At 67.3% G+C, this 24,623-nt stretch carries 27 protein-coding genes and 1 tRNA gene; 18 read left to right on the top strand and 10 right to left on the bottom strand.

Annotated features, from left to right (window positions below; genetic code table 11):
• Positions 1–15 precede the first annotated feature (15 nt).
• The 3 genes from pyk (at position 16) to MNR00_RS08705 (ending at position 2,263) form a co-directional block, all read left to right on the top strand.
• Positions 16–1,464 (top strand): pyruvate kinase, encoded by a 1,449-nt coding sequence (gene pyk / locus MNR00_RS08695; RefSeq protein ID WP_241925550.1) that lies wholly within the window; start codon positions 16–18, stop codon positions 1,462–1,464.
• 74 nt (positions 1,465–1,538) lie between these two features.
• Positions 1,539–1,621: transfer RNA gene (locus MNR00_RS08700), tRNA-Leu, on the top strand.
• 24 nt (positions 1,622–1,645) lie between these two features.
• A complete protein-coding gene (locus MNR00_RS08705) occupies positions 1,646–2,263 on the top strand; it encodes a response regulator (protein WP_071644465.1) in 618 nt (205 codons plus the stop codon).
• 69 nt (positions 2,264–2,332) lie between these two features.
• Here MNR00_RS08705 and MNR00_RS08710 read toward each other — a convergent pair whose 3' ends face one another.
• Positions 2,333–2,683, bottom strand: coding sequence for a hotdog fold thioesterase (locus MNR00_RS08710; RefSeq protein WP_241928802.1), 351 nt, complete (start codon positions 2,681–2,683; stop codon positions 2,333–2,335).
• Between the two features lie 118 nt (positions 2,684–2,801).
• On the opposite strand from MNR00_RS08710, the gene polA reads away from it, so the two are divergent.
• Genes polA through MNR00_RS08740 form a run of 6 tightly spaced genes read left to right on the top strand, consistent with a single transcriptional unit; the run spans position 2,802 to position 10,401 of the window.
• Entirely contained in the window at positions 2,802–5,453 is a 2,652-nt protein-coding gene (polA, locus tag MNR00_RS08715; protein ID WP_241925551.1) for a DNA polymerase I, read from the top strand.
• A gap of 28 nt (positions 5,454–5,481) precedes the next feature.
• The gene (locus MNR00_RS08720; protein WP_241925552.1) at positions 5,482–7,155 is read left to right on the top strand and encodes a DUF885 domain-containing protein; all 1,674 of its coding nucleotides are present in this window, start codon (positions 5,482–5,484) and stop codon (positions 7,153–7,155) included.
• Positions 7,156–7,157: 2 nt separating this feature from the next.
• Positions 7,158–8,189, top strand: coding sequence for an Atu2307/SP_0267 family LLM class monooxygenase (locus tag MNR00_RS08725; RefSeq protein WP_241925553.1), 1,032 nt, complete (start codon positions 7,158–7,160; stop codon positions 8,187–8,189).
• Between the two features lie 48 nt (positions 8,190–8,237).
• Positions 8,238–8,993 carry an SGNH/GDSL hydrolase family protein gene (locus MNR00_RS08730; RefSeq protein ID WP_241925554.1) on the top strand — a complete coding sequence of 252 codons (756 nt, stop codon included), beginning with the start codon at positions 8,238–8,240 and terminating at the stop codon, positions 8,991–8,993.
• Positions 8,990–9,652, top strand: a complete 663-nt coding sequence (locus tag MNR00_RS08735; protein WP_241925555.1) for a hypothetical protein — start codon at positions 8,990–8,992, stop codon at positions 9,650–9,652. Before MNR00_RS08730 ends, MNR00_RS08735 begins: the two co-directional genes overlap by 4 nt.
• Before the next feature lie 5 nt (positions 9,653–9,657).
• Entirely contained in the window at positions 9,658–10,401 is a 744-nt protein-coding gene (locus MNR00_RS08740; protein WP_241925556.1) for an SUMF1/EgtB/PvdO family nonheme iron enzyme, read from the top strand.
• A gap of 3 nt (positions 10,402–10,404) precedes the next feature.
• Here the strand turns inward: MNR00_RS08740 and MNR00_RS08745 are convergent, their stop codons facing one another.
• From MNR00_RS08745 to MNR00_RS08755, 3 genes are read right to left on the bottom strand one after another with little or no spacing between them, the layout of a single operon-like run.
• Complete coding sequence (locus MNR00_RS08745; protein WP_241925557.1) at positions 10,405–10,821, bottom strand: GNAT family N-acetyltransferase; 417 nt, start codon at positions 10,819–10,821, stop codon at positions 10,405–10,407.
• Positions 10,818–12,146, bottom strand: coding sequence for an MFS transporter (locus MNR00_RS08750; RefSeq protein ID WP_241925558.1), 1,329 nt, complete (start codon positions 12,144–12,146; stop codon positions 10,818–10,820). The genes MNR00_RS08745 and MNR00_RS08750 overlap by 4 nt, the downstream gene beginning before the upstream one ends.
• Positions 12,147–12,156: 10 nt before the next feature.
• On the bottom strand, positions 12,157–12,714 hold the full coding sequence (locus MNR00_RS08755) for a GNAT family N-acetyltransferase (RefSeq protein ID WP_241925559.1): 558 nt from the start codon (positions 12,712–12,714) through the stop codon (positions 12,157–12,159).
• Positions 12,715–12,809: 95 nt separating this feature from the next.
• Here MNR00_RS08755 and MNR00_RS08760 point away from each other — a divergent pair, with 95 nt between their 5' ends.
• A complete protein-coding gene (locus tag MNR00_RS08760; protein WP_241925560.1) occupies positions 12,810–13,421 on the top strand; it encodes a glyoxalase in 612 nt (203 codons plus the stop codon).
• Here MNR00_RS08760 and MNR00_RS08765 read toward each other — a convergent pair.
• From MNR00_RS08765 to MNR00_RS08775, 3 genes are read right to left on the bottom strand one after another with little or no spacing between them, the layout of a single operon-like run.
• Positions 13,387–13,959, bottom strand: a complete 573-nt coding sequence (locus tag MNR00_RS08765; RefSeq protein WP_241925561.1) for a histidine phosphatase family protein — start codon at positions 13,957–13,959, stop codon at positions 13,387–13,389. The genes MNR00_RS08760 and MNR00_RS08765 overlap by 35 nt on opposite strands.
• Entirely contained in the window at positions 13,956–14,639 is a 684-nt protein-coding gene (gene catA, locus MNR00_RS08770; protein ID WP_241925562.1) for a type A chloramphenicol O-acetyltransferase, read from the bottom strand. The genes MNR00_RS08765 and catA overlap by 4 nt, the downstream gene beginning before the upstream one ends.
• A gap of 54 nt (positions 14,640–14,693) precedes the next feature.
• Positions 14,694–15,155: a GNAT family N-acetyltransferase gene (locus MNR00_RS08775; RefSeq protein WP_241925563.1), complete on the bottom strand. Its 462-nt coding sequence runs from the start codon at positions 15,153–15,155 to the stop codon at positions 14,694–14,696.
• Between the two features lie 65 nt (positions 15,156–15,220).
• Here MNR00_RS08775 and MNR00_RS08780 point away from each other — a divergent pair, with 65 nt between their 5' ends.
• The gene (locus MNR00_RS08780) at positions 15,221–16,303 is read left to right on the top strand and encodes a DNA polymerase IV (RefSeq protein WP_241925564.1); all 1,083 of its coding nucleotides are present in this window, start codon (positions 15,221–15,223) and stop codon (positions 16,301–16,303) included.
• 27 nt (positions 16,304–16,330) lie between these two features.
• Here the strand turns inward: MNR00_RS08780 and MNR00_RS08785 are convergent, their stop codons facing one another.
• The gene (locus tag MNR00_RS08785) at positions 16,331–16,987 is read right to left on the bottom strand and encodes a class I SAM-dependent methyltransferase (RefSeq protein WP_241925565.1); all 657 of its coding nucleotides are present in this window, start codon (positions 16,985–16,987) and stop codon (positions 16,331–16,333) included.
• Between the two features lie 75 nt (positions 16,988–17,062).
• Between MNR00_RS08785 and MNR00_RS08790 the strand changes: the two genes are divergently transcribed.
• The 4 genes from MNR00_RS08790 to MNR00_RS08805 are packed head-to-tail and all read left to right on the top strand — an operon-like array spanning position 17,063 to position 20,249.
• Complete coding sequence (locus MNR00_RS08790) at positions 17,063–17,692, top strand: ABC transporter ATP-binding protein (RefSeq protein WP_241925566.1); 630 nt, start codon at positions 17,063–17,065, stop codon at positions 17,690–17,692.
• Positions 17,689–19,179 carry a DUF6297 family protein gene (locus MNR00_RS08795; protein ID WP_241925567.1) on the top strand — a complete coding sequence of 497 codons (1,491 nt, stop codon included), beginning with the start codon at positions 17,689–17,691 and terminating at the stop codon, positions 19,177–19,179. Before MNR00_RS08790 ends, MNR00_RS08795 begins: the two co-directional genes overlap by 4 nt.
• The gene (locus tag MNR00_RS08800; protein WP_241925568.1) at positions 19,176–19,697 is read left to right on the top strand and encodes a GNAT family N-acetyltransferase; all 522 of its coding nucleotides are present in this window, start codon (positions 19,176–19,178) and stop codon (positions 19,695–19,697) included. The genes MNR00_RS08795 and MNR00_RS08800 overlap by 4 nt, the downstream gene beginning before the upstream one ends.
• A 3-nt stretch (positions 19,698–19,700) precedes the next feature.
• Positions 19,701–20,249 carry a GNAT family protein gene (locus tag MNR00_RS08805; protein ID WP_241925569.1) on the top strand — a complete coding sequence of 183 codons (549 nt, stop codon included), beginning with the start codon at positions 19,701–19,703 and terminating at the stop codon, positions 20,247–20,249.
• An 11-nt stretch (positions 20,250–20,260) separates the two neighbouring features.
• Here MNR00_RS08805 and MNR00_RS08810 read toward each other — a convergent pair whose 3' ends face one another.
• Positions 20,261–20,746, bottom strand: coding sequence for an HIT family protein (locus MNR00_RS08810; RefSeq protein WP_241925570.1), 486 nt, complete (start codon positions 20,744–20,746; stop codon positions 20,261–20,263).
• 800 nt (positions 20,747–21,546) lie between these two features.
• Here MNR00_RS08810 and MNR00_RS08815 point away from each other — a divergent pair.
• The 3 genes from MNR00_RS08815 to MNR00_RS08825 all read left to right on the top strand — a co-directional run bounded on the left by MNR00_RS08815 (position 21,547) and on the right by MNR00_RS08825 (position 23,811).
• Complete coding sequence (locus MNR00_RS08815) at positions 21,547–22,269, top strand: Type 1 glutamine amidotransferase-like domain-containing protein (protein ID WP_241925571.1); 723 nt, start codon at positions 21,547–21,549, stop codon at positions 22,267–22,269.
• A gap of 251 nt (positions 22,270–22,520) precedes the next feature.
• Positions 22,521–23,093: a hypothetical protein gene (locus MNR00_RS08820; protein WP_241925572.1), complete on the top strand. Its 573-nt coding sequence runs from the start codon at positions 22,521–22,523 to the stop codon at positions 23,091–23,093.
• A 202-nt stretch (positions 23,094–23,295) separates the two neighbouring features.
• Positions 23,296–23,811: a hypothetical protein gene (locus MNR00_RS08825; RefSeq protein ID WP_241925573.1), complete on the top strand. Its 516-nt coding sequence runs from the start codon at positions 23,296–23,298 to the stop codon at positions 23,809–23,811.
• A gap of 15 nt (positions 23,812–23,826) precedes the next feature.
• Here MNR00_RS08825 and MNR00_RS08830 read toward each other — a convergent pair whose 3' ends face one another.
• The gene (locus tag MNR00_RS08830; RefSeq protein WP_277884354.1) at positions 23,827–24,618 is read right to left on the bottom strand and encodes a class I SAM-dependent methyltransferase; all 792 of its coding nucleotides are present in this window, start codon (positions 24,616–24,618) and stop codon (positions 23,827–23,829) included.
• Positions 24,619–24,623: the final 5 nt, after the last annotated feature.

Here is a 24,623-nt window from a genome sequence, read left to right on the forward strand (position 1 = left end):
GACCCTGGAGAAGATTTGAGACGCGCGAAGATCGTCGCCACCCTAGGACCTGCCACCTCGACCTATGAGACGGTCCGTGCCCTGATCGACGCCGGCGTCGATGTCGCCCGGCTGAACCTCAGCCATGGCGACTACGGCGTCCACGACGCGAACTATGCGAACGTGCGGCGTGCCGCTGACGACGCCGGTCGCGCTGTGGCCGTTCTGGTCGATCTGCAGGGACCGAAGATCCGCCTGGGCAAGTTCGAGGACGGCCCCTACGAGCTCGCGGCCGGTGACATCTTCAAGATCACCACCGAGGACATCATCGGCAACCGCGAGATCTGCGGCACGACGTTCAAGGGGCTGCCCCAGGACGTCAAGCCGGGCGACTTCCTGCTGATCGATGACGGCAAGGTGCGAGTCGAGGTCGTCGAGACCGACGGCACCGTCGTGACGACCAAGGTCATCGTGGCCGGTGCGGTCTCCAACAACAAGGGCATCAATCTGCCCGGCGTCGCCGTCAACGTGCCTGCACTGAGCACGAAGGACGAGGACGACCTGCGCTGGGGCCTGCGCACCGGCGCCGACCTCATCGCACTGTCCTTCGTCCGCAATGCCGAAGACGTCGAGCGCGTGCACGAGATCATGGCCGAAGAGGGCGTGCGCGTCCCCGTCATCGCCAAGATCGAGAAGCCGCAGGCCGTCGAGGCGCTCGAGGAGATCGTGGATGCCTTCGACGGCATCATGGTCGCGCGAGGTGACCTCGGAGTCGAGCTTCCGCTCGAGGCGGTGCCGATCGTGCAGAAGCGTGCGGTCGAGATCGCTCGCCGCATGGCGAAGCCGGTCATCGTCGCCACCCAGATGCTCGAGTCGATGATCGAGAGCCCGGTGCCGACCCGCGCCGAGACCTCGGACGTCGCCAACGCCGTCCTCGACGGCGCGGACGCCGTGATGCTGTCTGGCGAGACGAGCGTGGGGGAGTACCCCGTGGTGGTCGTCGAGACCATGGCGCGCATCGTCGAGTCGACCGAGGAGCACGGCCTGGAGCGCATCCTGCCGCTGAACACCAAGCCGCGCACGCAGGGTGGTGCCATCACGCTGGCAGCGCTCGAGGTCGCCGAGTTCGTCGACGCGAAGTTCCTGTGCGTGTTCACCCAGTCCGGTGACTCGGCCCGCCGCCTCTCGCGGCTGCGTTCGCGGATCCCCATGCTCGCGTTCACGCCTGAGCCGGGCATCCGACGCCGCATGGCACTCACCTGGGGCATCCAGTCCACCCTCGTGGAGTCGGTGCAGCACACCGATTCGATGTACCGCCAGGTGGACGAGTACCTGCTGCGCACGAAGCTCGCGGCTGAAGGCGACAAGGTCGTCGTGATCTCTGGATCCCCTCCCGGGATCATCGGCTCGACCAACGACATCCGCGTCCACAAGGTCGGGGATGCCGTTGGCGGAGCCGCTCCCGTCTACAAGACCGGAGTCTGAGCGTCCGAGAAGGGGCGGGGAGTGCACAGTTCGCTGTGCGCCCCGCCCTTTCTCATGCGCTAAAGTCGATCCGGGCCGGCGTGGCGGAATGGCAGACGCGGAGCACTCAAAATGCTTTGTCCGAGAGGACGTGTGGGTTCGACCCCCACCGCCGGCACTCACCTCCGATAGGATTTCTTCTGTGACTGAGCAAGAACAGCCCGAGCAGCCCACGGCCTCCGCCCCGCGACGCGTCGTCGTCGCCGAGGATGAGTCGCTGATCCGCCTCGATATCGTCGAGATTCTGCGCGACAACGGCTTCGATGTCGTCGGCGAGGCCGGCGATGGCGAGACCGCAGTGCAACTCGCAACCGAACTTCGCCCCGACCTGGTCGTGATGGACGTGAAGATGCCCCAGCTGGACGGCATCAGCGCGGCCGAGAAGCTGCACAAGGCGAACATCGCCCCCGTCGTGCTGCTGACCGCATTCAGCCAGAAGGAGCTCGTCGAGCGCGCCAGCGAGGCCGGCGCCCTGGCGTACGTCGTGAAGCCCTTCACGCCGAACGACCTGCTGCCGGCGATCGAGATCGCTCTGGCCCGCCACGAGCAGATCATCACGCTCGAGGCCGAGGTCGCTGACATGGTCGAGCGCTTCGAGACCCGCAAGCTCGTCGATCGGGCCAAGGGCCTGCTGAACGAGAAGATGGGCCTTTCCGAGCCCGAGGCGTTCCGCTGGATCCAGAAGGCCTCGATGGACCGTCGCCTGACGATGCAGGACGTCGCCAAGGCGATCATCGAGCAGCTCGCGCCGAAGAAGTGAGCCGCGCGACCCAGAACTGAGAGACGGCCCCGGTGCATCGCACCGGGGCCGTCTTCGTCTCTTCAGCCGTCAGGCCTTCATGTCGCGGATCATGTTGGTGATGCGGATGGTCGAGCAGCGGCGGCCCTGATCGTCGGTGACGACGATCTCATGCACGGTCAGGCTGCGGCCGAGATGCACCGGCGTGCAGACGCCGGTGACGGTGCCTGAGGTCGCCGATCGGGTGTGCGTGGCATTGATGTCGATCCCGACGGCGAGCTTGCCTGGGCCCGCGTGCAGATTCGCCGACATCGATCCGAGCGACTCGCCCATGACCACGTAGGCTCCGCCGTGCAGAAGCCCGACCGGCTGGGTGTTGCCCTCGACTGGCATCGTTGCGACGCTGCGCTCGACCGAGAACTCGGTGAACTCGATCCCCATCTTCTCGGCAAGGGCGCCCTTGCCACGGGCATTGGCCCAGTCCAGTCCAGGTGTCAAGGCCTGATCCGTCACGCGTCCTCCTCAGCGAGTGTCCGCCGTGCTCGTTAGGCTTGCTGATGTGACGGACTCCGCAAAGCCTACCCTCATGGTCGTCGACGGCCACTCGCTCGCCTACCGGGCCTTCTTCGCCCTCCCCGTGGAGAATTTCACGACGAAGGACAATCAGCACACGAACGCCATCTACGGCTTCCTGTCGATGCTCGTGAACCTCATCAAGGCCGAGCAGCCGACCCACCTGGCGATCGCCTTCGACACCTCGCGACACTCGTTCCGCACAGATGAGTACCCCGAGTACAAGGCCACGCGGTCTGAGACGCCGTCCGAGTTCAAGGGACAGATCCCGCTGCTGCAGGACTGCCTAGCCGCCATGTCGATCCCGGTGCTCACCAAAGAGGGCATCGAGGCCGACGACATCCTCGCGACGCTCTCGGTGCAGGGCTCTGAGAAGGGCTACGACGTCCTCGTCGTCTCCGGCGACCGCGACACCATCCAGCTCGTCAACGACAAGGTCACGCTGCTGTACCCGTCTGTGCAGGGCGTCTCGCAGCTGAAGCGCTACGACCCGACCGCGGTGCAGGAGCGCTACGGTGTGCGCCCCGAGCAGTACCCCGATATCGCCGCGCTCGTCGGAGAGACCAGCGACAATCTGCCTGGCGTGCCGAAGGTCGGCGAGAAGACCGCGGTGAAGTGGCTCACGCAGTTCGGCAGCCTCGACGAGCTTCTCGAGCGCGCCGAGGAGATCAAGGGCGTCGTGGGCGGCAACCTGCGCGAGCACATGGACGACGTGCGCCGCAACCGCAAGCTGAACCGGCTGCTGACCGACGTCGAACTGCCGGTCGGCCCTGACGAGCTCATCGTCACGCCGATCGATGCGCAGGCCGTGCGCGACATCTTCGCCCGGCTCGAGTTCCGCACGCTGCTGCCGCGGGTGTTCGAGGCCGTCGGCGCCGGTGACGAGCCGGTGCACGACGAGCCGGCCGTGCAGGTTCCGGCTGCGGTGGAGGCGACGGGCGCTGAGATCGCGGCTTGGCTCGCGACCCAGAACGGCGAGCTCGGCCTCACCCTGGTGACGAACGCCGGTGTGATCTCGCGCGTCGGCATCGCAGGCGACACCGAACTGCGCGAGGGCGATTGGAACGACCAGACCGCCGCCGCGCTGCGCGGGTGGCTCGAATCCGATGCCGGGAAGGTGCTCAACGACGCGAAGGTCCAGGTCAAGGCGCTGCTGCGCGCCGGCATCCGACTGGGGGGCCTCCACTACGACACCCTGCTCGCCGGGTGGCTGATGCGGCCGAGCTTCCCCGACAAGACCCTCGCGCACCTCGTCGGCCGCTACCTCGACGAGAAGCTCCCCGAAGCCGACCCGTCGCAGCTGGTGCCAGAGACCGACGGCGCCACGCCGTCGCAGGAGGCGTGGTTCACGCTGCGCACCGCGGCGGCCATTCGCGAGCAGATGCCCGAGTCCGTGACCTCCGTGCTCACCGACATCGAACTGCCGACGCTGCTGGTTCTGGCCGACATGGAGTTGGCCGGCGTCGCCGTCTCGCACGACGTGCTCTCCACGTTCTCGGCCGAGCTGCTCACCCGCACCGACGCTCTCGCCGCCGACGCGTTCGCGATGGTCGGGCGCGAGTTCAACCTCGGCTCGCCGAAGCAGCTCCAGGAGGTGCTGTTCGAAGACCTGCAGCTGCCGAAGACCCGCAAGACGAAGACGGGATACTCGACGGATGCTGCGGTGCTGGCAGACCTGCAGGAGACCAACCCGCACCCGTTCCTCGACCTGCTGCTGCAGTACCGCGAGGCGACGAAGCTGCGGCAGATCATCGAGTCGCTCGACAGCGCCATCGGCAAGAACGGGCCGGTGGACGACGATCACCGCATCCACACCACATACGTGCAGACCGGCAGCCAGACCGGTCGCCTGTCGAGCACGGATCCCAATCTGCAGAACATCCCCGTGCGCACCGAGGAGTCGCGTCGCATCCGCAGCGCGTTCGAGGTGGGCGAGGGCTACGAGACGCTGCTGACCGCCGACTACTCGCAGATCGAGATGCGCATCATGGCGCACCTGTCCGGCGACGCAGGTCTCATCGAGGCGTTCAACTCGGGCGAGGACCTGCACCGCTTCGTGGGCGCACGCGTCTTCGGCGTCGAGCCGGAAGAGGTCACATCGGCGATGCGCACCAAGGTGAAGGCGATGTCGTACGGACTGGTCTACGGCCTCTCGGCCTTCGGCCTGTCGAAGCAGCTGCGCATCGAGCAGTCCGAGGCGAAGAGGCTGATGATGGAGTACTTCGCCCGCTTCGGCGCCGTGCGCGACTATCTGCGCGCCTCAGTGCTGCAGGCGAAGGAAGACGGATACACCGAGACGATCTTCGGCCGCCGTCGTCCGTTCCCGGATCTGACCAGCCCCAACCGCGTACTGCGTGAGAACGCCGAGCGCGCAGCGCTGAACGCCCCCATCCAGGGCAGCGCAGCCGACATCATGAAGATCGCGCTGAACCGGATCCACGCTGACCTGCGCGAGGCCGGGCTCGCTTCCCGCGCGCTGCTGCAGATCCACGACGAGCTCGTGGTGGAGATCGCACCGGGGGAGTGGGATCGGGTGGAGGCGATCGTCCGCACACAGATGGCCGGCGCAGCCGACCTCTCCGTGCCACTCGACGTGCAGGTCGGAGCAGGACGTGACTGGAACGAGGCCGCGCACTAGACAGCGCTGCGGGGCTAGGCTCGAATCCATGACTGCTGAGCCCCGCACCCCGTCCGCCATCGACCAGGTCGCCGAGGACTGGGTCGACACGCTGGTCGAGCTGTCGCCGGTCCTTGCCACCTACATCGGACGCAATGAAGCGAACGCCCGGCTCGACGACGTGAGCCCCGCCGGACACGACCGCGCCGTCGCGGCAGCCCGCGACGCTCTCGCGAAGCTGGATGCCCTCGAGCCGGTCGACAAGATCGACGAGGTCACCAAGACAGACCTGTCGGCCGAGCTGCGCCTGCAGTCGGAGCTGCACGACGCCCAGTGGCATCTGCGAGACCTCAACGTCATCGCATCTGCGCCGCAGGACTTCCGTCAGGCGTTCGATCTTATGCCCACCGACACCGTCGAGGACTGGTCGGTCGTCTCCGAGCGCCTGTCAGCGGTCCCCGGAGCGTTGAAGGGCTACATCGAGACGCTGCGCGAGGGCATCCGACACGGCGTGGTCCCTGCCCGCCGCCAGGTGCGCGAGGTCGCGACGCAGATCGCCCGCTACAGCGCCGACGAGGGCTTCTTCGCCGACTTCGTCGCGGGAGCTGCTCCTAAGGGCGGCCAGCTGCCGGCATCCCTCGCCCGCGACCTGGCCGACCACGCCGGCGCCGCACGCGTCGCGTACGACGCGCTCGGTGAGTTCCTCACCGGCGAGCTCGCCCCGGTGGCAGGGGAGGAGGATGCCGTCGGTCGTGACCTGTACGCGCTGAACTCCCGCCGCTTCCTCGGCGCCACCATCGACCTCGACGAGACCTACGAGTGGGGGCGCGAGGAGCTCGCGCGGATGATCGCCGAGCAGGAATCGATCGCCCGCGAGATCCTGCCAGGTGCCACCGTGGAGGAGGCCGTGGCGCACCTCGAGGCCGATCCGGCCCGCAAACTGCAGGGCACCGACGCGCTGCAGAAGTGGATGCAGGAGACCAGCGACCGTGCGATCGCCGAGCTGGGTGCGTCGCACTTCGACATCCCCGAGCAGATCCGCGAGCTCGAGTGCATGATCGCGCCCACGCAGGAAGGCGGCATCTACTACACCGGTCCGACCGACGACTTCTCCCGCCCGGGCCGGATGTGGTGGTCTGTGCCCGCGGGTGTCACCGAGTTCGACACCTGGCGCGAGCTGACCACTGTCTACCACGAGGGCGTTCCCGGCCACCACCTGCAGATCGCGCAGGCGACGTACAACCGCGCCGAGCTGAACACCTGGCGACGTGTGCTCGCCGGCACCTCCGGTCACGCCGAAGGCTGGGCGCTGTACGCCGAGCGGCTGATGCAGCAGCTCGGGTACCTCGATGACCCGGCCGACCGGCTCGGCATGCTCGACGGCCAGCGCATGCGCGCGCTGCGCGTGGTGCTCGACATCGGCGTGCACCTGAAGAAGCCGCGGCTCGACGGCCAGGGCGTGTGGGACCACGACTACGCCCTCGACCAGATGCGCCACAACGTCAACATGCCGGACGAGTTCCGTCAGTTCGAGGTCAACCGCTACCTGGGCTGGCCGGGGCAGGCGCCGTCGTACAAGGTCGGCCAGCGCATCTGGGAGCAGGTGCGTGACACCGTGCGCGAGCAGCAGGGTGACGCGTTCAACTTCAAGGACTTCCACAAGCAGGCGCTCGACATCGGCGGCGTCGGCCTCGACACGTTGCGCAGCAGCTTCGTGAGTTGAACATGTCGATCCAATTCGGACTCGACACCTTCGGCGATGTCACCCGCGGCCAGGACGGCGAGCTGCTCAGTCAGGCGCAGACGATCCGCAACGTGGTGGCGCAGGCCGAGCTGGCAGAGAGCATCGGCATCGACTTCTTCGGAGTCGGTGAGCACCATCGTCCTGATTTCGCGATCTCCGCTCCTGAGATGGTGCTCGCCGCCATCGCCGCGCGCACCGACAGCATCCGACTCGGCACAGCGGTGACGGTGCTGTCCTCGGATGACCCTGTGCGGGTGTACGAGCGCTTCGCGACGCTGGACGCTGTCTCGAGCGGTCGCGCCGAGATCGTCGTGGGACGCGGATCATTCGTCGAGTCGTTCGCCCTGTTCGGTCACGATCTGCGCGACTATGAGGCGCTGTTCGAAGAGAAGCTGGAGCTGCTCGTCGAGCTCGTGAAGGAGCAGCCGGTCACCTGGTCGGGCACGATGCGTCCCGCTCTGGACGGCGCTGATGTGTTCCCCAAGACCGAGAACGGCATGCCGATCTGGGTCGGCGTCGGCGGCAGCCCCGAGTCGGTGATGCGCGTCGCACGCCACGGCGTCGGCCTGATGCTCGCGATCATCGGCGGATCAGCCGGGCGCTTCGCACCGTTCGTCGAGCTGTATCACCGGTCGGTGGCCAGTTACGGCACGCAGGCGCACCCGATCGTCGTGCACTCACCAGGACATGTCGGCGAGACCGATGATGACGCCTGGGACGAGGCGTACCCCGGGTTCGAGGCGATGCACGAGACGATCGGGCGGGAACGAGGATGGCCGGCGTACAGTCGCGCGCGCTTCCAGAATGAGGTCGGCCCCGCCGGCGCGGTCTACAGTGGCTCGCCCGAGCGGGTGGCGGCCAAGATCGCCGACACGATCCGCACGCTCGGCGTCGGTCGTTTCGATCTGAAGTACGCCAACGGCACGCTCTCGCACGAGGCGATGATGCGCAGCATCGAGCTGTACGGCACCGAGGTCATCCCACGCGTGAAACGATTGCTGGCCGACGACTGAACCTGACCCGCGGGCGTCCGAGGCCGCCGGCGGGAATAGGCTGGAGTGATGGCAGCAGTGCGTTTTGTGGCGATCGGCGACTCCTTCACCGAGGGGGTGGGGGATGAGCTCCCCGACGGCACGGTGCGCGGCTGGGCCGATCTGACGGCGCAGGGATGGGCGGATGCCACCGGCGAGCCGATCCAGTACTCGAACCTCGCGATCCGCGGGCGCCTGGTGTGGCCGATCGTCGACGAGCAGCTCGATCGCGCCCTGACCCTGCAGCCCACCCATCTCTCTTTCAACGGCGGAGGCAACGACATCCTGCGGCCCGGCGTCGACATCGAGCACATCGCCGATGCATTCACCCGCGTGCTGCGCCGGTGCGACGAAGAGGGTGTGCAGCTCATCCTGCTCTCGGGGGCGAACCCCAGCCCGCAGCTGCCGATGGGCGACGTGTTCCAGAAGCGCGGCGATCTGCTGGCTGCGGCCGTCGAGCGTCGGATCGAGAACTGCCCCGACGTGATCCGCGCGTGGAACTGGCCGGACGCCGAACTGTCGCAGCCGCGGTACTGGTCACAGGACCGTCTGCATATGAATGCGAACGGGCATCACCGAGTGGCCGCGCGCGTGCTGAATGCGCTGGGTCTTGAACCGCGCGAGGACTGGTGGGCGCCAACCACCGCGCTGCCGACCGGAGCGTCCGGGTTCGCCTACTACAGGGAGTTCGTCGGTCCGTGGATCAAGCGGCGCGTCACACGCACGTCGTCCGGCGACGGGCGCGCGGCGAAGTACGCCGATTGGGTAGAGCGGATGCCGCAGTGAGTCGCTTCAGCGGGCGGCGCCTGCCGCGTCGGTTCCTGCAGCTCGCGGTCGGCCTGTTCCTCTACGGAATCGGCATCGCATTCATCATCCGCGGGGCGATCGGCGCCGCGCCCTGGGATGTGCTGGCACAGGGGATCGCTCGGCATGTGCCCCTTTCCTTCGGCACAGTCACGATCCTGGTCAGCGTCATCGTGCTGCTGCTGTGGATCCCCATCAAGCAGAAGCCGGGCATCGGCGCGATCCTGAACGCCCTGGCGGTCGGGCCTGCGGCCGACCTCGGCCTGCGGATCCTTCCCGAACCCGATGCGCTGTGGCTGCAGGTGCTGTTCTTCGCGATCGGCCTCACAGTGCTCGCCGCGGCGACAGGACTGTACATCGGCGCGCATTTCGGTCCGGGCCCGCGTGACGGACTCATGACTGGTCTGCACCAGCAGCTGGGCTGGCCGATCTGGGTGGTGCGCACCGGCCTGGAGGTGACCGTGGTGATCATCGGCTGGGCGCTCGGCGGCAACGTCGGCGTCGGCACGGTGGCATTCGCGCTGCTGGTCGGACCGATGTGCCAGTTCTTCATGCGCGTGTTCGCCGTGCGGCTCGCCGGGGGCGAGGATCCGCGACGCGGCGCCGGCACGCACACCGGACCTGTCCCGGTGCGGGGCTGACGAGGGTGGATCTCTGGGAGCTGCAGGCGCTGCCGGCCGGCTCGGTGACGCTGCATGACGCACGTCGCAAGACGCACCGCACCGTTCCGCTCGAGCCGTTCGAGATCGGCGTCTTCGCCGTCACCGAAGAGCAGTTCGCTGAGGTCCTCGGGGTGCCGGCGCAGCATCCACGTCGCCCCGCCCGCGATCTCAGCTGGCTGCGCGCGGTGCGCTTCTGCAACGCAGCCTCCGAGTGGGAGGGACTCGACCCCGCCTATACGTTCGACGGCGAGGACGTCACGTGGCACGTCGACAGCGACGGATACCGTCTGCCGACCGAGGCGGAGTGGGAGTACGCCTGCCGGGCAGGCTCCGTGGGCCCGCATTACGCTCCGCTGCCCGATGCCGCGTGGACCGCTGCCGATGGCGGTTCGGCTCCGCATGACGTCGGGCTCAAGCTGCCGAACCTCAACGGCCTCTTCGACACGCTCGGCAACGTCTGGGAGTGGTGCTGGGACTTCTTGGACCCCGAGCGGTATGACGACTACCGGGTGTTCCGCGGGGGCGGGTTCGCCGATGACGCCTTCAGCGTGCGCGCGTCGGTGCGGCGCGGCGGCGCGCCGCGGATGCACCACGACGACGTCGGCATGCGGTTCGCGCGCGGGGGCTTCGATGCAGTGGATGCTGCGCAGGGCTGGTCTGCACAGGCCGACCTCGAGCACGGCGGGCGCGGGGGAGCGCGCCCGATGGGGTGGACGCCGCGGGGCTGACGCTCAGCCCTTCACGCGGATCATGTATCGGTTGGGGTCTTCCGACGGCGCGAAGCCGTACTGCGCGTACAGCCCGTGGGCGTCGGCTGTTGCCAGCACGATGCGCTTCACCGGCAGGGACTCGATGTCGGCGACCACTCCGGCGACGAGCATCTTCCCGGCTCCGCTGCCCCGTACGGCGGGATCGACGAAGACGTCGCACAACCAGGCGAATGTGACGCCGTCGGTGACCACGCGCGCATAGGCGACCTGCGTGCCTGCTGCGTCGAGGATCGCATAGTTGCGCGACGCGTCGATGGCGGCATCCTGCAGCTCACGCGCTCTTCCCTTGGCCCAGTAGGACTGATCGCTGAGCCACGTGTGCACCCGCTCGCGGTCGATGTCGGCGCTGTCGGTGCTGAGGCGGTAGCCGTGGGTCATCGGTGTCGTCTTCTCTCGGGGTCGAGCCCCATCCGGATGCGGGTGTTCTTGCGCTCGTAGATGATGAAGGCGGTGCCGAGCGCCCACAGCGGCAGCTGGGTGAGGAAGGCCCACCGGAACGCCTCCAGGGAGTACGTGTCCGGGGTGCCGGCGCCCTGCACATCGAGCATCAGGCCGATCAGGAAGATCGCCACGAGCGCGGCGAGGAATCCGCCGGAGTTGGTCACGCCGGTTGCGGTGCTGAGCCGGTGCGCCGGGTTGTGCGTGCGGGCGTGGTCGAACGCGATCATGGATGCCGGACCTCCGGCGGCAAGGCAGATGACGAGCACGGTGAGCAGCCAGATCGGCGCTGGGCCCGGCCAGAACGCGACCGCGAGCCAGGCGATCACCTGCACGACGATGCTGGGCAGCACCAGGGCCAGCGAGCGCCGTGTCGGGATGCGTCGCGACAGCATCCCGAGCAGGGGACTCAGCGACATCGCCACGACGACGTTCAGCGAGAGCAAGCCTGCGGCCGCCGCGGCGGAGAGCCCCTCGCCGGCGGTCAGGAACGGCATGCCCCACAACAGCAGGAAGGCCGTGCCTGCGAAGGGAGTGGTGAAGTGCGACCAGAAGGCGAGGCGGGTGCCCGGGTGCGCCCACGCCGCGCGGATGCCGACGCCGGTGTCGATGGCAGACGTGACGACCCGGACGACCCCGGTCTCGGTGTTGACGCTCACGTCGGCCTGCTGCTCAGCCGGATGGTTGCGCACGATCGCCCAGACCAGCACCGCGAAGAGCAATCCGAGGCCGGCGATGCTGCCGAAGGTGATCGTCCAGGACGTCGCGTGCAGCAGGGCCGCGAGCGGCAGAAGCGCGGCGAGCTGACCAGTCTGCCCGACGAGCCCCGTCAGCTGCACCATGATCGGGCCTCGCTGCGCCGGGAACCAGGTGGCCACCAGGCGCAGCACCGCGGGGAAGATCGCGGCATCGCCGGCACCCAGCAGCACGCGGGCGACGAGCGCGACGCCGATGCTGGGCGAGATCGCCATCACGAACTGGCCGAGGGCCATCAACAGCATCCCGATCACCATGATGGGTCGAGACCCGAAGCGGTCGAGCAGTACGCCGATCGGGATCTGCATGCCGCCGTAGACGGCGAGCTGCACGACGGCGAACATCGAAAGGGTCGCGGCGTCGGCGTCGAACCGCTCGGCGGTGTCGACCCCCACCGCGCTGAGGGAGTTCCGGTTCGTGATCGCGAGGATGTACGCGGCGACCGCGACACCCCAGACCAACCATGCGCGCCATCCTGGCGAGGTGCGGAGAGGGGGAACGGCGGTCACTCCTGCAAGGCTACTCTGCGGGCATCCGATCGGCCGGAATGTGTGACCAGATGACGAGGTCGGTGCGTCCGGCATCCGTGAATCCGGCGCTGCGTGCAACGCCTTCGCGGATGAAGCTGGCGCTGCGCGCCACGCCGAGCGAGCCGGCGTTGTCTGGTGAGATGCGCAGTTCCACCCGTTCGAACCCGAGCTCTTCGATCAGCCACGCCGTCACGCGGCGCAGGGCGGCTGTCATCACGCCCTGTCCACGGTGCGCCGCTGCGGTCCAGTAGCTGAGCTCCAGGGTGCGGGAGCGCCAGTCGACGCGCTTCGCGTCGATGCTGCCGGCGAGTGATCCGTCGCGGCGGATGCCGAGCACGAAGCCGCGACCGGATTCGCGCATCGCGGTCGACACTTCGGTGCACCAGGACGCGGCGAGCTCGCGCGTGTACGGCGAGGGGAGCGGCAGCCACCGTCGCAGCTCCGCGTCTTGCACGGCTGCCACCAGCGCCGGCGCGTCGTCACGGTTCAGCGGAGTGAGCACCAGGTCGTCCTCGGCAGACAGGACGATTTCGGGGAACGACGGCATGTGTCCATTCTGGCGCTGGCGATCGGTCAGGAATCGAGAAGGCTGCGCGGCGGGACGGATCTAGCGTCGAAAGCACGAACATTCACAGCATCACTTTGGAAGTCGACACCGCCGACCAGATCGAGCCCACCGGGCGGTTCTATGCAGAGTCGTTCGGGCTCTCAGGTCTCGTCGATATCGGCATCGCGTCAGCCCCGAGCTCGGGGTTTCGCGGGTTCGCGCCCTCGCTCATCCTCGAGCAGCCTGCGGATGTCGACCTGCTGTTCGATCGGGCAATCGCGGCCGGTGCGGAGGTGCTGAAGCCCGTTGTGAAGAGCATGTGGGGCTACGGCGGCTCGCTGCGCGCGCCCGATGGCACCGTGTGGCAGATCGCGAGTGCGAGCAAGAAGAACACCGGCGAAGCCACCGGAAAGGTGGAGCGGCTCGTGCTTCTGACCGGGGTTGCGGACGTCAAGGCGAGCAAGCGCTTCTACGAGGACCAGGGCGTGATGGTGGCGAAGAGCTTCGGAGGCAAGTACGTCGAGTTCTCTTCGGGAGACGTGACGCTCGCGTTGTACAAGCGCGGGGAGCTGGCGAAGCAGGTCGGCGTCGACGCTGCGGCGGGCACCGGCTCGCACCGCGTGACGGTGGTCGGCGATGGCGAATTCACCGACCCGGACGGTTTCAGCTGGGTCAGTGCGCCACGCGAAGGTGACTCACATCGTTGAATCCGAGCACGGCGGGCTCGACGCCAGGCCGCAGTTCGAGTTCGGTGACGCTCGCGTTCGCCACACGGAGCTGCATCCACGCGGCCGGGGGAGCCGCCAGCACTTGATTGAGGAAGCTGGCGATGACGAAGGCGTGCGTGACGAGCACGAGTGTGCCGGAATCGGACTGCCCGCCCGCTGACAGTTCCGCCCACGCTGCCGTCAGATGCCTGGCATCCTCATCAGCTTCGTCGGCTGGCGTCTCGCGCAACCAGTCCCACCGGTGCGACGGGTAGTCCGCCCAACGATCAGCGGAGGGAACCGGAGTGCGGTCGTCCAGCAGTGCGGTGGTGTCGGTCGGGCATTCGGCACGACTCACCACGGCAGCGGCGGTCTGTCGCGCCCGGCGCTTGGGGCTGTGGAGCACGCGAGTCACGTCCTCGCCAACGAGCCTGGCGGCCAGCATCGTCGCCTGCTGCTCGCCGATCTCGTCCAGCGCTGGATCGTCGGCCTCGCTGCCGTGTGCCTGCGCGTGACGGACCAGCAGAATTCGACTCATTCGCCAGACGATAACGGATCGGGCTGAGCGCCAAGCCAGGATCCGTCCCGCAGCAGCTCGCTGAGTTCGCTGACGAGTCGTGCGGTGTGGAAGCCGTCTGCCGCTGCATGATGGATCTGCACCGCCAAGGGCAGAAGCACGCGTCCGTCACTCTCGGTGTAGCGCCCGAAGGTGAAGATCGGGGCGAGGTGCTTGCCGCCGCCATCGATGTTCAGGTTGAACCCGGTGAAGCTCGTCCAGGGCAGGCTGGACACATCGAACGAGTTTCGCGGCGGCGCGCCCTGAGGGAAGAACTCGGTGGTGCCGGTGTGCTCGGCGATGACCTGAGCAGCGCTGTCGTGGAAGGTCGCGAAGTCAGGATCGAACGGCGTCCACAGGCTCGAGAAGGTCTCCTGGGCCTCGTTGAACACGGTGAATGACGGATGTACGTGTGGCCAGATCGCCGGAGCACCCGCCTCGGTCAGTGTCATCCGAAACTCGTCATGGCTGTTGACCACAGAGGCGAGCGCCCAGATCTGCGCGATGTACGTCCGCCTGCCCGCTGACCGCACGGCCTCGACGAACTCTGTCACGTCGAGCTCGACGGTGATCGAGTAACTGCAGGGAGCATCGCGGAAGAAGTGCTCGAAATGCTGACGGCGCGGCCACGTGCTGAGGTCGATCGGAATTGGCGAGTGCATCTCGCCATCCTCTCAGGTGCCCCTCGGCTTGTGAGGCGCCGCGTCTCGGTTCGATCAGCGGGGCGGCTCCGCCGCTGGGCTCATGTCGTATGTGACCCAGGGCGTCGCGTCGGCGACGGCGTCGTAGAGCCGGCGTGCGGTGGCATTGTCGGCGGCAGTGATCCACCGCACGACGCTCGCACCCTCGTGCGCCGCGATCTCGGCGGCGCGGCGGAGGAGGGCGCGGCCGATCCCGTGTGCGCGCGCCTCAGGCGAGGTGTAGAGATCATCAAGATAGAGCCCCAAGGTCGCCGTCGACGGGCGTGCGAACCAGCGCAGGTTCGCCAGTCCGACGGGCTGACCATCCACCGTCGCGACCAGACCGAGCAGACTGTGCTCGCCGTGCAGGATCCACTGCCACGTGCGTGCGGCCGCAGTCTCGTCGGCCGGCAGTCTGTAGAAGGCGCGGTAGCCGTTGTAGAGCGCACGCCACGCGTGTTCGTCTTCAGCGGTGACCGCGCGGACCTCGATCGTCATCCCCTCACGATAGGGGAGTGGCGGGCAGTGGTGACAGAACGCGAGCGAGGGCGCAGACTCGAGGCATGACTTCGGTGCCGTGGGTGCTCCACGTCGACATGGATCAGTTCATCGCGGCTGTTGAGGTGCTGCGGCGTCCCGAACTCGCCGGCCGGCCGGTGATCGTGGGAGGCAGCGGAGACCCGACAGAGCGGGCTGTGGTCTCCACCGCCTCATACGAGGCGCGTGCGTACGGCATCGGCTCGGGGATGCCGTTGAAGATCGCGGCGCGAAAGGCTCCGGATGACGCGGTGTTCCTGCCTGTGGACCACGCGGCGTACGAGGTGGTGTCTGCGCAGGTGATGCAGACGCTGAGGAGGATTCCCGGCGTCGTGCTGGAGGTCATCGGCTGGGACGAGTGCTTTCTGGGGACGGTCACCGACGATCCTGACGCCGTCGCGAGGGCGGCGCAGCGCGCTGTGCTAGAGGCGACGTCCCTGCACTGCTCGGTGGGTATGGGCGACAACAAGGTACGGGCCAAGATCGCGACGGACTTCGGCAAGCCGCGCGGGGTGTTCCGCCTCACGGAGCAGAACTGGTTCGACGTGATGGGGGAGCGCAGCACCCGAGAGCTCTGGGGCGTCGGATCCCGCGTGCAGAAGCGCCTCGCTGAACTCGGCATCCGCACGGTGCGCGAGCTGGCGGAGGCAGACGAGTCGGAGATCGTCGCCGAGTTCGGACCGAAGATGGGCGTCTGGTACCACGGACTCGGCTTTGGCCGCGGTCCCGCCGATGTGGATGACACTCCGTGGGTCGCTCGCAGCCACAGTCGTGAGACGACCTTTCAGCAGAACCTGACCGCGAAGGCAGACATCGAGGCTGCTGTGGGGGAACTGGCCGGTCAGGCATTCGACGACTGCGCGGCTGAGGGGCGCTCAGTCATGCGCGTGCATCTCAAGGTGCGGTATGCGCCGTTCGAGACGCGCACGACCGGTCATAAGCTCGCCGAGCCCACGGGCGATCGCGCAACTTTCATCGACGCCGCCCTCGCACTGGCGGCCGCGCTGGACCCCACGCGGGAAGTGCGTCTGCTGGGCGTCCGAGCCGAGATGACGATGCCCGATGGTGGCGATGCCGTCGAGCGCACGCCGGTGCGGGGGCGGATCTGAGCAAGCGTCCGCGTCCGTGCGGCGAGCTCATCGAGCAGTCGGGGCTGCCCAGACCGCGGTGTAGCGCCAGAAGAGGCGGCGACGCAGTCGGATGCCAGGGAGCACCTCCTCGGCGACCGCACCGATCTCGTCGAAGGACTCCCGCGGCTCGGCGACCGGAGCCCGCATGTGGGTGGGACGGGCGACGGCACGGCGCGGATGCCTGACCAGGCCGACGAGCGGGTTGAGCACGACCGAGACAAGCGAACGAGCCGCATCCGCGGAGGTCTCCCGCGCGACCCCGACGATCACGATCCGTCCGCCCGGTCTCAGCGCGGCTCGGGCCTTCAGCAGCGTTTCGCGGAGGGGCATGTGATGCAGCGATGCAACGAACACGATGAGGTCGTACGTCTCGGGCGATTCCGATCCGAATGCACGCTGCTCGATACGGGCATCCGATGTTCGTGCGAGCCGGCGCTTCGCGACGGCAGCGGTCTCCGCATCGGGCTCGATGCCGATCACGGTCGGGAACACGGCGGCGAGCCGCGCCACGAGACCGCCTGTGCCGCATCCGACGTCGACGGCGACTCTTCCGCCCACGCGGCGCACGGCCCGCGCCTGTCCGAGCACGAACCCCGAGAACGCGTCGTTGTGCGACCACGGGTGGCCTTCGTTGAAGCGCGTGAGCGCAGCGAGCAGATTCACGGTCCCATGATGGCGGATCGGGCCGACACCCGCGCATCACCGAAAGCGACGGCCGCAACCTGGGAGGATGTCCTCATGCTTCAACTGGACGAAGTCAGCGTGACGGCTGGTGCCATCGTTCTCCTTCCACCAGTCTCGATCACAGTGCAAAGGGGCGAGGCTCTGATGGTTCGGGGTCGCAACGGAGCCGGCAAGTCGACTCTGCTGCGCGTACTCGCCGGCTCACAACTGCCATCAAGTGGATCCGTGAGAATCGGCGACCATGAGGTCGTCGAACGTGATCCCCGGTTCCGAAGGCGGGTCGCGGCCATGATCGGTCTGCCGCCGATGGCGTCGGATCTGACTGTGTTCGACCACGTGCTGCTCGTCGCAACGACCTGGATGGACAGCGCCGCGGCGGCACTGGAGCTGACCGGACAAGTGCTCACCGATTTGGGGTTGGGCCCGCTGGAGCAGCGGTTCCCGCATGAGCTCTCGTCAGGGCAGACGCAGCTCTTCGGTCTCGCACTCGTCCTGGTGCGGCCGTGCGAGGTGCTGATCCTCGATGAGCCGGAGCAGAGGCTGGATCCAGAGCACATCGACTCCGTCATCCGCACCCTGCGAAACCGACGCGACAGCGGGGTGACCTTGGTGATTGCGACCCACAGCCCGAGAATCGCGGATGGGCTGGGAGATCGCACCATCACCTTGGAGGCCGCCGCGTGAGTGCCACAACTCAGGCCGCACTCAAGGTCTGGCGAGCGCGAAGCACCCGATCAGTCGCTGACCGGGGATACGTCGTCTATCTGGGTCTGCTGGTGACGCTGGTCACCGTTGTGCCGGTGGCTCGCATGGTCTGGTTGAGTGCGAGCGGAGTCGACGGGTCTGCGCTGCTCGGTTCGGCCTCTGCTCCTGGCGTCGCCACACTGATGAGCGCCGCCCTGTGGGCAGGCGCGCTGCTCGTAGGGCGCGACAGGGGACCGGCAGTCCTCCCGCCGTTTCTCACTCACGCCCTCGCAGCGAGTTCAGTCCCCAGAGCAGATGCCTTCCTGGGTCCACTCCTGCGTGGTGGGGTACTCGTGACCGCGATCAGCACAGCCATCACCGCGGTGGTGTCGCTGAGCCTCGCGGCTAATGGGGTGGTCGACGCCTTCGGCGTCACAGGCTTCATCGTCACTGGGGCGATGGTCGGGGTCATCACCACTGTTGCCTGGCTTTCGGGCCAGGCGGTTCCTTCCGCGGCGATCCCGGCAGCGATCGGCATCGTCCTCCTTGGATCGATCACAGCGGGCCTGCCCGCGCTACAGCCGTTCACCCCCTGGGGGTGGGTCGGTGCAACGTATCCCGGCGGTGGCTCACTGACCGCGGTGGGCGCCTTGGCGGCATTGACCGTCGCGCTCGTCTCGGTGGTGCCCACGCTGCTGAATCGTCTCGGATACCGCAGGCTGATCGCGCAGGCGTCGCGCTGGGAGTCGGCGACGATGCATGCGACGAGCATGGACTTCAACACTGCGGCAGCGACCTACCAGGCGCGCCCGAACTGGGGTCGCGGCACCCGTGCCGTACGACAGTCGCGTGGGCTCGCACGAACCTTCTGGATTCGTGACGCCGTCGGAGCGACGCGTACTCCGGGTCGGATCGTCGTCGGGCTCCTCGCGCTCATCGCCGCTGGGGTGCTGCTCACATTCGCCTTCGCGGATTCGACACCTGGATGGCTGCTCGGAGCGGCCGCGGGCGTGACGCTGTTCGCCGGTCTCGGACCGTTCTCCGATGGTCTTCGCCATGCGGCACGGGTCGCCGCAGACCTGCCGCTGTATGGGATCAGCGATGAGAGCCTTCTCGCTCACCACCTGCTCTTCCCCGTGACGGTGATCCTTGCCGTTCTGCTCGCCACGGTCCTGGTCTGTGCGATCGCCTCAGGCAGTGGCGTGGGACCGCCGCTCGCAGCCGCATTGCTGCTGGGATTGCATGCTGTCCTCGCCCGGACGAGCAGCGCGCTGAAGGGGCCGCTGCCACCTGTGCTGCTCACGCCGATTCCCACACCGATGGGGGATGCTGGCGCAGCAGTCCGCATGGTCTGGGCGGTGGACGCGCCGGTGGTCATGGCGATTGCGGGCGTGTCCGCCGTGTTCCTGTTCCCAGCGCCACTGCTCGTCGTCGGCGTGACGGCCGCTCTGATCGGGCTGTGCGTCAGTCGTTGGCGCCGGCGTTGAGGCTCCCGCTTGACCGGCTGCAGACCGAACGCCTGATCCTGCGCCGACAGAGCGTGGCGGACGCTGCGGTGTTCCACCAGTTGTGGACCGAACGCGATGACCGCGTTCCCGCTCACCGCCGATTGGATGCCAGCGGGCATCCGACTGTGGAGGACATCGCCGCGCACATTCGCGATCTGGACCTTTCCCGGCCGGGGCTGCTCACGGTCGAGTTGCGTGAGACGGAGGAGCCCATCGGCTACTGCGGTGTCGTGTGGGGCGGTGACGAGGCCACCGACGAGCCCGAGTTGGCGTTCGAGCTGCTGCGCGCCGTACACAACCGCGGGTATGCCACCGAGGCCGCGCTCGCGGTGCTGGATTGGGCGCGCCAGGCCGGCTACCGGCGAATCCACGCAGGCGTGTGGGACTGGAACGTCGCGTCTCGGCGTGTCCTGGCAAAGCTGGGCTTCCGCGAGAATGGAATCGTGACGAAGGAGAGCGCTTACGGACGATCGCTGATGACCGTCCGCGAGCTGTGACACATGGATCTATACGCGAATCCGACGATCGTGGGGGAGTGGGTCACTCTTCGCGGATACACGGACGACGACGTCGCGCTGGTGGCGTCAGTCGTAGATGATCCGCTGATCCCGCTGATCACCACCGTGCCGCCAGGAGGAGACGGCCACGCGATCTTGGAGTACATCGAACGACAGCGCTCGCGCGCATCCAACGGCGAGGGATTCCAATTCGTCATCGTCGACAACGCGTCAGGCGATTCCGTCGGCCAGGTGGGTCTGACATTCAGAGAACCGGCCCGCGCACGAGCAAGCGCCGGCTACTGGATCGCACCTCAGCATCGCCGGCGCGGCTATGCTGCCGACGCGCTCCGCGAGGTCTCTCGCTGGGCGATCCAGGATCTGTCTGTCCAACGCCTTGAGCTGTACGTCGAGCCGCAGAACGAAGGGTCGATCCGCACAGCGGAGAAGGCGGGCTACCTTCGCGAGGCCCTGCTCAGGAGTTGGATGCGCGTGGGATCGGCACGGGTCGACATGTACATGTACGCCTTGCTCGGCGAGGGCCACCGGTAGGGCCGGACCGGTCAGTCATCGAACGTGTACGGCATCCCCAGGGTGGTCCGCAGCTTCTGGGCGTACGGCTCTCGCGCGGACGTATCGATCCATTGGGCGTCGTCGTGCCGCTGGTAGAGGCGGTCGTCCGCGTGGCGTGGGAACACGTGCACGTGAAGATGCCAGACGTCTTGGCCGCCGGCCGGTTCATTGTGCTGCCGGATCGATGTTCCTTCACACTTGTAGGCAGCGCGAATCCCGACGGCAACGCGCTGAACAAGGTCCCATACCGCCTGCCCGTCGATCGCTGACAGTTCGTAGATGTTCTCGATGTGGGCACGCGGGATCACGAGCACTGCGCCGGGGTTTCCTGGCCACCACTTCGGAGCGATCCGCGCGTACGCGTGATCGGTGACCGCGACGACATCAGAGGCGGCGTTGCGCTCATCGACGATGCCCTCTTGAAGCCGGCAGAACGGACAGGAATAGGCGTCAGGCTCGTGCGTGATTGTGGACACGTTCGATGATCGCATGGGTGACCGGGGCGGCGCGGGCGGCCACGGAACTACGCTGTGTTGATGTCGACGTCTGATGACACTCCGAAGCGGTCTCGTGCGTCCACGTGGGCGCTCAAACGCAGCGGTGTCCCAGAATCAGCCTGGCATGACGCCGAGAAGCTCCGCGAATGGCAACGGCTGCAGCGGCCTCGCAATCTTCGCTGGACGCTCTTCAGCGTTACCGCGGGCGCGGCGATGGTTTCGGCCTTTCTGCTGACATTCAGTGCCCACGTTCTAACGGAGCAGGTGGGCCTCACGGTGCAGTGCGTCATGCTCGCTGCCACAGGAATCGGCATGATCTTGCTCAAGAGGCGTGACCGCCGAGAGGACCGCGAACAGCAGTAACACACTCAATCGGCTCATGAGAGGTGACCTGTTGGATCGCACTTGCGTGGGGGAGTGGGACGTGGATCTGGCGCATCCCAACGTCCTAGGATTCGAGACTGTCTGAGTTGATGGATCGGTTACAGGCTGGTTCGGCCGTCCGCGCGATTCCAGCGCTGAACAAGGTTCCGTACCGCCTGCCCGTCGATCGCTGACAGTTCGTAGATGGTCTCGATGTGGACACGCGGGATCACGTCAGGCTCGTGCCATGCGCTCGTTGCAGGGGAGTGCGGTGGCCGCGCCTAAACTCATCAGATGACCTTTGAATCGAGCGGTGCGGGCACCGGTTCCAACAGGATCGGACGTGAGCTCCACCCTATGAGCCAGGTCGGCGACCCAGCAGTGTCGCCTGCTATTGCGACATGGTGTGACGCCGCGTGAGCGTGCACCTGATCGGCGGCGGGGCGACCACGAGTGCGGACGCACTCCTTCACGCGCCGTTCGTCTCCGAAGCGGCGCTGCGAGCCAGCCAGGACGGACGGGCGCGGACGCGCATCGCGGTCATCTCTCTGCAGCCCGAGGCTGCGGAGAAGGCGGCGGCTCTGGGCGAGCTTCTGACCGAGGCTGCAGGGGATTCCGAGATCGACATGCACCTGATCGCCGGGCGGCCTGGCGAGCCGATCGAAATCGACGCGATCGTGGGCGTCGACGGTATCGCCGTAGGAGGGGGCGTTGTCGAGGACGTGCGCGCCGGGCTCGAGCCGGTGTTCAGCGAATTGCGTCGCCTGGTTGCCGGTGGGGTGCCATACCTCGGAGTCTCGGCCGGAGCGATGATCGCGGGGGAGACGTCATTCGGAGGCGGGTCGCGCATCGGCGGCATGGTCGTCTCACCTGAGGATCCTGACGACGGCTACGAGCTGGAGATCGAGACCGGAATCGGCCTCGTGGAGTTGGCCGTCGAGGTGCACACGGCCCAGCGCGGCATGCTGTCGCGACTCGTTGCCGCCGTCGAGTCTGGATTGGTCACGGAGGGATTGGGCATCGATGAGCGCACGGCCGTGATAGTGAGCGCCGATGGGCTCCGGATCGAGGGCGAAGGAAACGTCTGGCGAGTTCTGCCTGCTGAGGGTGGCGTACTGGTCACCAGGATCAGCCCCTGAGGCGCTTCGAGGGGATCAGCCAGGCCACAGCATTCGCTCTACTGGTGATCCTGTGTCACCGCCTTCCAACAGTGCGTAGTCACTTGGTGGCCTTTCGATGAGGTCGTTCAACGCGGAGGCGGCCCGGTGGGAGCCCCAGTCGGCAGATAGGGACCGTCCGCAGTCCCCAGCAACGACGCGGTGCGCTTGAGAGCGCGCAGGCAAAGGGCGACTTCTTCCCCTCCGCGGGGGCGAACTCGTATGATCGGCAGGTGAGCACAAACGGAGCCGCGGACGGGCCAACCGCTGTCGATGCGGACGCCTCGCGACCAGAGGTCGACATCCGGACATTGACGCTCACTCAGTTCTTTGTTGGCGGGTGCGTGCTATTTGTAGCGGCCGTGATCGTGGGGGACGGCATGATCGCCTCCGGGACCGGCGGCAACGAATATGACGGAGTCTTGTCGCTCATCGGAATCGTCATCAGTGGCGTGTTGGTCGCCGTACCATCGATGGTCCTTGCAATGGTCATCGGACTGCCGATTCGACTCATTCCGGCGCTTCGGTCTCGGTGGCTCGCGAACGGCGCGATCACGGTGGCCGGCGCGGTCATAGGATTCATCGCTCTAATCGGAATCACCGCAGCGCTGGCCGTGAGCGCGGGGGAGGGCGGCGCGTCCGCAGCCACGGCACTTTGGGGACTTTTGGCCATTGCTTGGGGCGTGTTTGCCCTCTCCGTCGCACATTTCGTGTGGCCCGCCCAATGGCGACGAGGCAGGAGAACGGCAGTCGCTGCGCAGCAACCTTTGCACGCCTCGATCGAGGGAGAGCAAACCTCCCACTGAACGGGATCGCAGTGCGCGAGGTTGATGGCGCGGCTGGACCTCGGCGGCGCGGGGAGCGGCAGCATCAGTCACCACCTGCACACAACCTGCGGAACATGCGGGCTGTCGGACTACGACCTGACATAATGTGCATTATCGGCAACGCTCTGTGCGCGCGGGAGGGGATTTGCGCGCCCATGGCCGCACATGTCAGCGTGAGCATATGTTCACCCCTGTACGCCGTCGTCTCGGCGCCCTGGCGGCATCGTCGATCGTCTTCGTGGCCGTCCTGACGGGATGCACCGCTCCAGCACCCGAGGTTCCGCCTGCGCGCGACGCCACGCCCACCAGTGCGCCGACTCCGCAGTCGCCGTCAGCCGAGGAACCGGCTGCCACCGTGACACCCGAGGCGGCCTTCCGCGCGTGGCTGGCTGCCAGTCGCGAGCCGGATGCTGTGGAAGCCTGCGGCTACTTCACGGACGAGCTTGCTGAGCGGATGCTCACCGAGATGCGGGCCAGTGGGTTTCCGGTCGCCGATTGCCTCGAGATGATCAACGTGACCGCTCAGGCCTATGCCGCCACCGGCGCGAGCATGGAAGTCGACATCGAGACCATCGAGCACACGCCTCAGAACGCAGAGCTCTTCGTGACGTATCCCGGCAACAAGTGCGGCAGCATCGTCATGCTTCCGCATGGAGATTCCTGGATCATGACGGAGAACTCCGAGCAGATGTGCTGAGTTGCTGGCCCCTCGTCATTCCGGCACGCGTGCCACAGCGATGAGGTGCGCGCTCATGTCACGGATCCCAGGCAGATCGGCTGACGCCCGCGCGATCGTCAGTGCGGCATCCGACAGCTGCTCCCCCGCATCCTGCAACGATTCCAGCAGCGCGCCCGCGGGACCTTCCACGCCGACGACCTCCAGCACGTGCATCCCGGCTGCGGTGACCTCGGCCTGCAACTCCTCCGCGGTATGGAAGTGCCCGGCAGGGAACCGTCCCGGCGAAGGCGTTCCTGTGGCCGCCAGCGCCACCCACTCCCCCGGATACAGCTCGGGAACGGGCCGACCCAACGTGGCCTTCCCAAACGCGATATAACGCGAAAGCCCGGCAGCGAAGACGACCCCGCCGGGGCGGACCACTCGTGCCGCCTCGCGCAGCGCGCGCACGCGGTCGTGCTCGGATGCCAGGTGATAGAGCGGGCCCAGCATCAGCGCCGCGTCGAACGAGGCATCCGAGAACGGGAGCTCACGGGCATCCGCCACGTGCGCGTCGACGCCGATGGAAAGCGCCTGCTCGACGTGACGGGGCACGGGGTCGATCAGCGCGACGTCGAACCCGCCATCCGCCAGCGCCCTCGCATGCACACCGGCGCCGCCGCCGATGTCGAGCACGCGTCCGCCAGAAACGTGGGTGCGGATGATCTCCTGCGTCCGCTGGAACTCCAGCGGACCCTGCGCAGAACGGGTCGTCAGCCGGGCATGCTCGTCGAACACCTCGCCGTAGTAGGTCTGGATGCGCGCGTCGATGTCAGTCTGGTCGGACACCGCAG

It is taken from the genome of Microbacterium sp. H1-D42, assembly GCF_022637555.1.
GTDB lineage: Bacteria > Actinomycetota > Actinomycetes > Actinomycetales > Microbacteriaceae > Microbacterium.